Here is a 10,312-nt window from a genome sequence, read left to right on the forward strand (position 1 = left end):
TACTCTTATTGTTCTTGATAGTGTTGGTATTGGGGAACTTCCCGACGCTGCCCGGTACGGTGACACGGGCAGCAATACCCTCGCCAATACTGCGAGGGCGGTGGGAGGACTCAATTTGCCTCACCTCGGCCGGTTGGGTCTGGGAAACATCATCCCCATCGAGGGAGTTTCCCCGGCGGACCGGCCCCTGGCCGCTTACGGGCGAATGGCTGAAGCTTCCGCTGGCAAGGATACCACCACCGGTCACTGGGAAATTGCCGGTTTATGGCTGGAACGCCCCTTCCCCGTCTACCCAAACGGTTTTCCTCCGGAGATAATCAAGCCTTTTGAGGAGCGTATCGGACGGCCCGTACTGGGGAATAAAGCTGCTTCAGGCACGGCCATTATCGAGGAACTGGGACCGGAGCACATGAGGACCGGGTACCCCATTGTTTATACTTCGGCCGACAGCGTGTTTCAAATTGCCGCCCATGAAGAGATTATTCCTGTTGAGGAATTATACCGGATGTGCCGTATTGCCCGGGAGTTACTCACCGGTGAACATGCCGTAGGGCGGGTTATCGCCCGGCCCTTTGTGGGACGCCCCGGAGCTTTTAAACGCACGGACAGGAGGCGTGATTTTTCCCTTCCCCCGCCCGGTCCCACCGTTTTGGATTTGCTGTCAGAAAACGGGTTATCTGTCCTGGCCGTAGGTAAGATTGAAGATATTTTTGCAGGCAAAGGCATTACAAAAGGGATACATACGGAAAGTAATATGGACGGGGTGGACCAAACACTGGCATGCATGCGCAGCCTGGAGCGCGGGCTGATTTTTACCAACCTGGTGGACTTTGATATGCTTTATGGTCACCGTAATAACCCCCGGGGGTATGCTGATGCTCTGGAAGCTTTTGACCGGCGCCTGCCCGAAATTTTGCACGCCACCAGACCCGATGAGGTGCTGATTATCACAGCTGATCACGGGTGTGATCCCACCACCAGCAGTACCGACCACAGCCGGGAATATGTTCCTCTTCTGGTTTACGGCCAGGTGGTGAGGCCGGGGGTTAATCTCGGGACGCGCAATACTTTCAGCGACGTGGCCGCCACCGTGGCTGAGCTGTTCGGGCTTTCCTATCCACGGGGAACCAGTTTTGCCCGGGAAATTCTGAGGTGAAATAAAAATGCGCATGTACGATATCATCCTGAAAAAACGCCAGGGGTTTGAACTCGCCACGGAAGAAATAAACTTTTTTGTCCGGGGATACACGGCGGGGGAAATACCCGATTACCAGGCGGCAGCGCTGTTGATGGCCATTTTCTTCCAGGGACTCAATACTCGTGAAACGGCGGATCTGACCCTGGCCATGGCCGGTTCCGGAGACCGGGTCGATCTTTCCGGCATTCCCGGGTGCAAGGTGGACAAACACAGTACCGGCGGAGTGGGGGACAAAACCACCCTGGTGCTGGCTCCTCTTGTGGCTGCCGCCGGGGTACCCGTGGCCAAGATGTCCGGCCGTGGATTGGGTCACACCGGCGGAACCGTGGATAAGCTGGAGTCCATTCCCGGTTTTAAGGTGACTCTTGCTCCGGAGGATTTTGTGCGACAGGTCAGGGAAGTGGGCGTGGCGGTGGTGGCCCAAACGGGCAACCTGGTGCCCGCAGATAAGAAACTCTACGCCCTGCGGGACGTGACTGCTACGGTGGACAGCATTCCCCTGATTGCTTCCAGTGTGATGAGCAAGAAAATCGCTGCGGGAGCTGAGGCCATAGTTCTGGATGTGAAGGCAGGCAGCGGAGCTTTTATGCGTACCGTGGAGGAAGCGTGCACCCTGGCCCGGGCCATGGTAGCAATTGGCCGCCAGGCAGGGAGAAAAACGGTGGCCGTAATAACCGATATGGACCAGCCTCTGGGTTTTGCTGTTGGCAATGCCCTGGAGGTGCGGGAAGCTATTGAGACTCTCTCCGGGCGGGGCCCCTCGGATTTGAAGGAGCTCTGTCTCGTGCTGGGCGGCCACATGCTTGTTCTTGCCGGTGCGGTGAAAGACGTTGCAGAAGGAGTGGACCGGCTGTCTGGGTTGCTTGAACGGGGGCGGGCATTGGACAAGTTCCGGGAGATGGTAAAGGCCCAGGGCGGGGACCCGCGGGTGGCGGATGAGCCGCATCTGTTACCTGAAGCCTCATACAGAGAACAGGTGAAAGCAGAGACAGACGGGTATGTGGCGGGCATCCACACCGAAAGGGTCGGCCGGGTAGCCATGTTACTGGGAGCCGGCCGGAAGACAAAGGAGGACACCATCGACCCGTCCGTGGGCATCGTGTTGCATAAAAAGTTGGGGGACAGAGTCAGGACGGGAGATGTCCTGGCCACCCTGCATTTCAACAGCGCGGAAAATCTATCTGCAGCGCGCCAGTTGATCGCCGGGGCTTTTACTTTAACCTCCAGTGTACCCGGAGTGAAAAAGCTGGTGCACGGGGTTATCGACGAAAATGACATCATGGATTAAACCGGTGTTACAGGCTGGATCAGGGGGGTCGCGGGGTCCATTTTTTTTGAATTATTGACATTGGTTTGGAACTGGATTAAAATAGTTCTGGACTTGTGGAAAATAAAAGCCCTTTAAAAACTGAGGTGAAGAAGCCATGACGGAAAAGGAAAAGTGCAGTACCTGTGATAAGAACACCGGTGAATGCAATCAAGAAAAGTGTGCGCAACCTGACTTCCTACCCTTGAATGAGGCCAGCGAGATCAAACGGGTAATTGCGGTTATGAGCGGCAAGGGTGGTGTGGGCAAGTCTTCAGTCAGTGCACTCCTGGCTGTTGCCCTCGCCCGGCGTGGTCACCAGGTGGGTATTCTGGACGCTGATATTACCGGTCCCAGTATCCCCAAACTTTTCGGGGTACTTGACCGGCCGGAACAATTCAATCAATTTATTTTACCGGCCAGAACTATCATGGGCATCAAGATGATGTCTTTGAACCTCTTGCTGCCCCAGGAAGACGACCCCGTAATCTGGCGCGGCCCCATTCTTTCAAGTGCCGTCAAACAGTTCTGGACTGACGTGGCCTGGGGTAAGCTGGATTACCTGATCGTGGACATGCCCCCGGGTACCGGAGATGTACCGCTCACGGTTATGCAGTCCCTCCCCCTGGATGGGTTGCTGGTGGTTTCCTCGCCACAGGATCTGTCCATGATGGTCGTCAAAAAGGCGATCAAAATGGCCCGGCTGATCAACGTACCCATCATTGGGCTGGTGGAGAATATGAGCTACCTGCTCTGCCCCCACTGTGGTGAAAAAATCCATCTGTTCGGTTCGAGCCACGTGGGAGAGGCAGCGAGACAAAATAACATACCTCTACTGGCTGTTCTTCCTGTAGACCCTGAACTGACGGAAGTGGGTGATGCCGGGCTCATTGAGAATTACAAGGGAATCTCCATGCAAAACATTGAACCCCTGGTGGAAGTTATTGAAAAAATAGAAGGAAAAGCGATGAAGGAGCGTGAACAAGCATGAAAATTGCCCTTCCCAACGACCGCGGTCAGGTTAATCAACATTTTGGGAGGAGCGAAGAGTTTGTGATCTTTGAGATGGACGGCCAGGAAATTAAAAACAGGGAAACAGTATCAACTGTAACCCTCCAGCATAACCATGAGGGTCTGGCCGAACTCTTTAAAAACAAAGGAGTTGACGTATTGATTCTGGGCGGTGTAGGGCCTCGTGCCATACAGGCGCTGCAAGCATATGGCCTGCAGGTGATCACCGGCGCCAGCGGCAACGTGGAGGAAGTAGCCAAAGCTTATACCCGGGGAGAACTGGTCAGCCGTGGGGCCATATGCGACCACCACGGTCACGGCGATCACTGTCACCACGGCCCCGGCTCACATTAACTGGCGGAAATAAGCACTCAAAAGAAGGGCAACTCCCGAACCCTTCAGGTAATTTGGGTACGCGCGCAGGTTTGTTGAAAAATAAAAACCTGCGCGTTTTTTTATGCTCACAGCTAAAAAAGGTGTTTTAAAAATGTCTCCGAGAAAAGATAAAAATGCGAAGCCAGGAAGCCAGTAATAAAGGGGTGAAAAGGGTCATGCTATGGAAGAAATATTTCCCTGCTCTCCGGGAAGTAACCTGCCGTGGCTGTGGCCGGACATCCACGGCCATTTCAGCCGCCTTACAATTTTGCGCAGATTGCATCCGGAAAAAACCCGAAGAAGCTCTCCCCTGGATTAAAAAGGTTCACTTCGAAAGCCGGAGACAATTCAATTTGCCGGCCAGCGCTCCCCGGGCTGCAAATGGTGTTAAATGCAACCTTTGCGTTAATGAATGCGTCATACCTCCGGGAGAAAGAGGGTATTGTGGTCTTAAAGCAAATGAGGGAAACCACCTGGTCCACCTTGCAGGTACTCTGGAAAAAGCTGTGGTTGAATGGTATTATGATGAGCTGCCCACCAATTGTGTGGCCGATTGGGTGTGTCCCGCCGGGACATGTGCGGGGTATCCCACTTTCTCCTACTGTGAAGGAATAGAATACGGTTACAAGAATTTAGCTGTTTTTTACGGTTCCTGTCCCTATAATTGCTTGTATTGTCAAAACTGGCAGTTCCGGGAATTAACCGCAAATCTCTCCCCACTGCATTCCGCGGAGGAACTGGCTGGAGCAGTAACAGAAGAAACCGCCTGCATTTGCTATTTTGGAGGCGATGCTGTCCCCCAGCTTCCTCACGCCATCAAAAGTGCCGAACTGGCTCTGGAAAGAGCAGGGGGCAGAGTGCTGCGCATTTGTTGGGAAACTACCGGTGCCATGCACCCGTCGCTGCTGAATAAGATGGCTCAGCTTTCGTTAAAAACTGGCGGCATAATCAAATTTGACCTCAAGGCGTGGAATGAAAATTTGCACATTGCCCTTTGCGGGGTTACAAATCGGAGAACGCTGGAGAATTTCAGGTCTTTATCCGGGTTGATTGCAAAAAGAGCCGATCTACCACTGCTGGCTGCCAGCACTCTGCTCGTACCGGGGTATGTGGACGAAATCGAAGTGCAGGCGCTGGCCCGGTTCATTGCCGCTATAGACCCTGAGCTCCCCTTTACCCTGCTCGGATTTTATCCCCAGTTTTACTTGAAAGACCTTCCACCCACTTCCCGTCAACATGCGGAAAGATGCCTGGAGATAGCCCGGAAAGAGGGGCTGAGGAATGTACGGGTGAGAAACGAGAATCTACTGTCAAATGAAAAATACGCTTGATTGAACACGCCAGAAAAGCCGCTTGTAAGCGGCTTTTCCGGCTAAAAAACTTTTTTCCGGGTCAATTCTTCCTGCACGTCAACAAGTGCTTCACCGAAACGCTGGAAATGCACTATTTCCCTTTCCCGCAGGAAGCGCAGCGTATCCTTTACACCCGGGTCGTCGGTCAGTCGGATAAGGTGTTCGTAGGTTGTACGGGCCTTTTGCTCCGCCGCCATGTTCTCGTGCAAATCGGTAACCGGATCTCCCGTGGCCTGAACATAAGCAGCCGTCCAGGGTACCCCGCTTGCATCTACCGGATAAACCGCCTGGTCGTGTTCAGCAAAATACGACCCCAGATCTTCCCGGCGCAACTGCTCCGGGGTGGCATCCCTGAGTAGCTGGTAAATCATGGTGCCTACCATTTCCCAGTGTGCAAGCTCCTCTGTCCCAATATCTGTTAGCAGGCCCCTGGCTTTGTTCGTTGGCATGGTATAGCGCTGGGTCAGGTAACGTACAGCGGCGGAGAGCTCAGAATCCGGCCCGCCATACTGGGCCATGAGATATTTGGCCATGCGCAGGTCGGTTTTATAAACCCTCACGGGATATTCCAGCTTTTTCTCGTAGATCCACATCCTGTCCAGTCCTTTCTCTTTCTAAAATTGCATTTCCCAGGGCCAGGGGCCTTCAATCCAGCGCCACGGGTATTCGCTGGGTGAAAAACCGTAAGAGACCAGCGGACCGTACATGCGCTCGTACTGAGCCTTCAGCTGGTTCAAACGGTCGGTAACCATGTTGTAATCATTTAGAGGTTCCTGCTCAGTGGGATGGGTATCCAGGTAGAGAGTCAGTTCCACGGCTACGAATTCCAAAGCCATGATGTCATGGAGCAACTGCAACCGCCTCGCGTCCACTTACTTTCCTCCTTTCCAGACACCATGTTAATAAGGGTAGGGGCTATAAAGTTCGGGGAAAAGGGTGCCCTTCTCAAGAGCCTCCGCCGGGCTGTATGTTTTGCCGTAACGCTGTGGGGGGACATAGGCCTGCGCCAGCCGGAGTGGTGGATAAAAAGCAGTGGTGTGGGTAACCGGCGGCATAGTGGCATTTGTGGCTTTTACTTCCTGCCCGCTTGTTTTTGCAGGTGTGTTCATCCAGCTAGCCTCCCTGGTATAAGATGGTAAGTATACCAATAAAGTATGTTAACCCGGTCCGGAATGACACTGTAGCTTCTCAACCCAACCCGGGGCCATAGACATTTTCAAGGGGATCAAAAAATTTTAGCAAAAAAATTTGAGAAATTTTTGCCAATCAGCAGGAATAAACCGGTAATTCGTTGAATAACCGGCTAACTTAGAAATATACTTGTTATCACAAGTACAAAATCGAGGAGGGAGGAGGTATGCTCGCTAAAGATCATTTGTACGGAAAGGTAGTGCTCACCGGAACCATTTTGGTGCTGTTCGCTATCTGTCTCTTCCAGCTGGTCTTTCTCCATGAGGCTTTCCGTCAGACGGAGCGGGCTTTCAACGAGAGGATGGAGAAGCTGACCTTATCGGCCCGGCTGGTGGAACTCGCCTCCCGCAGGACCCTTTCGCGGTCGGATCAGGAGCTGATGCGGTCTTATGCCCGGCGCCTGGTCGGGCTGACCCGCACACCCCGTGGCCAGCAACTCTCCCGGGACCTGGCTGCAGCCGTAGACCGTTTTCTTTCCCAGCCCCCGGAGGAGCGCGCCGCGTTCCGTGCGGAACTCGAGGACCTGGCCGCTGAAAACGACAATTTCCAGCGCAGCAGGTTGAAGGAAGATATTCTGCTGGTCAACAAGGATTTCCAGCGCCTCTTCGGGGTGGTGGCGGCTGCCAGTGGAGGTACGTTTTTCTTGAGCGGAGCCGTAATGGTGTTGTTCTGGGTCTGGCTTTTACACCAGACTGAAGTGAACCGCCTGGTGGTCAGGTGTACCCGCAACGGCGTGCTGGTGGGTGACCGCCGCGGCAGGATTGCTCTGGCCAACCCGGTTTTGGCCGGTCTGGCGGGTAAGACCCCTAAAGAGCTGGCGGGTCGTCCCCTGGAAGCTGCGGGACCGACGGGGGCGCTTCTGGCCCGACGCATCAAAAGAGGTGAAGAAGTTGTCGGGCGGGAAGTTCTGTGGCCGACCCCCGACGGGTGTACGAAATGCTTCTCCGTGGACGTGATTCTCTTGAAAGAGCGGAACAACCGGGTGCGGGGCGGCGTGGCCGTATTGAGGGACATCACGGCCCAGTGGCTCGCACGGCAGAAGGCGGAGGAGGAAAAAGCCGCTTTGAGGGAGCTGGCCAGGCGCGATGCGCTCACCGGGCTTTTAAACCACAGGGCGCTGATGGAACACCTGGAAGTCCTGGTGGAAAAAGCGCTGCGCGAAAAACAGCCCCTTGCTTTCTTCATGCTCGACCTGGACTATTTTAAGATCTACAACGACACCCTGGGCCACCCAGCCGGCGACGAGCTTCTGCGTGAATTTGCCCGGCTGCTGGAGAAGAACGTGCGCTCGCAGGACCTGGTGGCCAGGTACGGCGGTGACGAGTTCGCCGTGGTACTCCCCAATACCGACGGGGTAAGTGCCTTTCAAATCGCCGAAAGGCTGCGGAAGCAAATTGAAGCGCACCCCTTCCCGGGAAGGGAGGTACTGCCCGGGCGGTGCCTGACCGTATCCATCGGGGTGGCCGACACCACCTGTGCGGGGGTGGGCTCGGCAGGTTTTCTGGTTAAAGGTGCGGACGAGGCCCTCTACGTGGCGAAGCTGGGTACCCGCAACCGGGTGGAGCTCTATCACAGCGCGCTCTCCGAACTTAAAGAAGCCGTGCGGGCGGAACAGAGGGAGGCCCTCCTGGTCGCTGTGCGCACGAACCTTCTGTTTTTGCACATGCGGGACCACTACACTTACAACCACTCCGAGAGGGTGAACAGGTACGCGCGGGCAATTGCCCGGGAAATGGGGCTTTCTCCTGACGAAACGCGGATATTGTGCATTGGAGCCGTGCTTCACGACATCGGCAAGGTGTGCGTACCCTCGCAAATTCTCACCAAAGAAGGCCCCCTGAACCCGGAAGAGTGGGAGGAGGTGAAAAAACACCCGCAGTACGGGGAAGGAGTGCTGGCACCCTTTTCTCTTCCCCGGCCGGTGATCGAGATCGTCCTGCACCACCACGAACGTTACGACGGTAGGGGCTACCCTTCGGGCTTAAAAGGTGAGAAAATACCCCTTTTTGCCCGCATCGCCAGCGTGGCCGACGCCTTTGACGCCATGACGGTGGACCGGCCTTACCGCCGGGCGCTCCCCCTCCCGGCCGCCCTTCTGGAACTGCGCCGCGGCGCGGGGTCCCAGTTCGACCCGGAGGTGGTCTGGAGGTTTGCCCGCGCAGTAGAAGAAGGAGCAGTGGGGGACGGCCGGTCCGGGATTTCACCACTGTGAAACAAGCAGGAACGGAGGGATGAGAGTTGTTCAAGCTGAAAGGACTCCGGGCGCAATTTTTAAGCGGCTTTGCCGTGGCTGCCCTTTTTGCGGTACTGGTCTGCAGCCTGGTCATTTACCTGGTGGACCAGAGTCTGGCCGACCTGGATGAGGTGAAGACGGTCAGCGAAAGGGCCCAGCTGGCCTCGAAAATTTCCGAGCTGGGCTACCAGAAGAGTAACTACGCCCGCGGCTATCTCCTTTATGGCATTCCGGACTATTGCAACCAGTGGGAGGCTGCCACGGCCGAGCAGGCCAAAACCCTGGAACACCTTTTGAGCATCACCCGCCGCGAGGAAAACAGGGTGCTGGTACGGCAGATGATCGAAGCCTGCCGGCGTTACGACGATTTCGTGCGTGACCAGGTAATGGTCCCGGCCCGCTCGGGGAACCGCGAGGCGGCGCTGAAAGCAGCTGCGGGCCGGGGAAAGGACCTGGCCGACGAAATGTTCCAAACAATCAAGAATTACCAGAACAAGAGGGGCAATGAAATTGCCTCCCTGCAGGAACGGGTTATAGCCAGGGTTAAACCCGCCCGGGCCGCGGCCATTGGCCTCACTCTGGCCGGTCTGGTGGTGGGGGCGGGCCTTTGTCTCTGGCTGGCCAACCGGGTGGCGCGGGCGGCCGCCATGCTGGCCTCTGCCGCTGCAGCTGCCGCTGCGGGAGAGCTGACCAGCAGGGTGGAAGTCCGGCGCGGCGACGAGATAGGTGAGCTGGCCGGTGCCTTTAACCGGATGACCGAGCAGCTCCGCGCCCTGGTGGGCAAGGTAACCGAAACGGCCACCGAGCTGGCCGCACAGAGCCAGGAGCTGGCTGCCAGTACCGAACAGGTGAGCGCGGTCACCCAGAACACGGCCGCTACAGCCGCCCAGATTTCCGCGGGTGCGCAGGAAGCCGCTGCCAGCAGCGAACGGGTGGCCAGCACCTCGGGGCAGGTGGAGGCCGCAGCCACGGAGGGCATCAAGGCGGTGGAAGCCGCCACGACACAAATGGGAGAAATTGCCCGTATCGTCCAGCAAAACGGCAGGCTGATGCAGGCGCTGAACGAACGCTCGGCACAGATCGGCAGCATCACCGAGACCATTGCCGGCATTGCCGACCAGACCAATCTGCTGGCGCTCAACGCCGCCATCGAGGCTGCCAGGGCCGGCGAGCACGGGCGTGGTTTTGCCGTGGTGGCCGAAGAAGTGAGAAAGCTGGCCGAGGGCAGTGCCAGGGCGGCCAGGGAAATAGATGAACTGGTGAAGTCCATCCAGCAGGATACCCGGCAGGCCGTACAGGCAGTGGAGGAGTCTACCGCAGCTGTGGAGCGGGGTGTGGAATCGGTGGAGGGCACCGGAAAGAAATTGCGCGAGATCCTGGCCCAGGTCACCGAGGTCCTGCGGGCCACCCGTGAGGTAGCCCGGATTGTCGAACAGTTCAGCAAGAGCAGCCAGCAGTTGAGCAGTGCCACCCAGGACATTGAACACGCCGTCCAGCAGACGTCGCAGCTGGCACAGGAGCTGGCCAGGCGGGCGGAGAACCTGAACGCGGGGGTGAGTGTTTTCCGCCTGGCCTGAAATTGATGCGCCTGCGCGTTGCCGGCTATAATTCCGGACAAGTGAGGTAATAACCTCACGGCCTTCTCG

General features: G+C 56.4%; 10 protein-coding genes. 7 read left to right on the forward strand and 3 right to left on the reverse strand.

Annotated elements, in window-relative coordinates:
• From ACPLUI_RS06595 to ACPLUI_RS06615, 5 genes are all read left to right on the forward strand, one after another.
• Positions 1–1,156 (forward strand): phosphopentomutase (locus ACPLUI_RS06595; protein ID WP_424659476.1); only part of this gene is annotated, 1,156 nt, incomplete at its 5' end.
• Positions 1,157–1,163: 7 nt separating this feature from the next.
• Positions 1,164–2,486 carry a pyrimidine-nucleoside phosphorylase gene (locus tag ACPLUI_RS06600; RefSeq protein WP_424659477.1) on the forward strand — a complete coding sequence of 441 codons (1,323 nt, stop codon included), beginning with the start codon at positions 1,164–1,166 and terminating at the stop codon, positions 2,484–2,486.
• 136 nt (positions 2,487–2,622) lie between these two features.
• Complete coding sequence (locus tag ACPLUI_RS06605) at positions 2,623–3,495, forward strand: Mrp/NBP35 family ATP-binding protein (protein WP_424659478.1); 873 nt, start codon at positions 2,623–2,625, stop codon at positions 3,493–3,495.
• Entirely contained in the window at positions 3,492–3,869 is a 378-nt protein-coding gene (locus ACPLUI_RS06610) for a NifB/NifX family molybdenum-iron cluster-binding protein (protein WP_424659479.1), read from the forward strand. The genes ACPLUI_RS06605 and ACPLUI_RS06610 overlap by 4 nt, the downstream gene beginning before the upstream one ends.
• A 197-nt stretch (positions 3,870–4,066) precedes the next feature.
• Positions 4,067–5,221 (forward strand): radical SAM protein, encoded by a 1,155-nt coding sequence (locus ACPLUI_RS06615; protein WP_424659480.1) that lies wholly within the window; start codon positions 4,067–4,069, stop codon positions 5,219–5,221.
• Between the two features lie 41 nt (positions 5,222–5,262).
• Here the strand turns inward: ACPLUI_RS06615 and ACPLUI_RS06620 are convergent, their stop codons facing one another.
• The 3 genes from ACPLUI_RS06620 to ACPLUI_RS06630 are packed head-to-tail and all read right to left on the reverse strand — an operon-like array spanning position 5,263 to position 6,351.
• Positions 5,263–5,835, reverse strand: coding sequence for a manganese catalase family protein (locus ACPLUI_RS06620; RefSeq protein ID WP_424659481.1), 573 nt, complete (start codon positions 5,833–5,835; stop codon positions 5,263–5,265).
• Between the two features lie 21 nt (positions 5,836–5,856).
• Positions 5,857–6,114, reverse strand: a complete 258-nt coding sequence (locus ACPLUI_RS06625) for a spore coat protein CotJB (RefSeq protein ID WP_424659482.1) — start codon at positions 6,112–6,114, stop codon at positions 5,857–5,859.
• Between the two features lie 27 nt (positions 6,115–6,141).
• Entirely contained in the window at positions 6,142–6,351 is a 210-nt protein-coding gene (locus ACPLUI_RS06630; protein ID WP_424659483.1) for a spore coat associated protein CotJA, read from the reverse strand.
• A 248-nt stretch (positions 6,352–6,599) separates the two neighbouring features.
• On the opposite strand from ACPLUI_RS06630, the gene ACPLUI_RS06635 reads away from it, so the two are divergent.
• Positions 6,600–8,645, forward strand: coding sequence for a diguanylate cyclase (locus ACPLUI_RS06635; RefSeq protein WP_424659484.1), 2,046 nt, complete (start codon positions 6,600–6,602; stop codon positions 8,643–8,645).
• 26 nt (positions 8,646–8,671) lie between these two features.
• Complete coding sequence (locus tag ACPLUI_RS06640; protein ID WP_424659485.1) at positions 8,672–10,243, forward strand: methyl-accepting chemotaxis protein; 1,572 nt, start codon at positions 8,672–8,674, stop codon at positions 10,241–10,243.
• Positions 10,244–10,312 lie beyond the last annotated feature (69 nt).

Origin of the sequence: Desulfofundulus sp. (assembly GCF_049701015.1) — a bacterium.
In the GTDB taxonomy this organism is placed as follows: domain Bacteria; phylum Bacillota; class Desulfotomaculia; order Desulfotomaculales; family Desulfovirgulaceae; genus Desulfofundulus.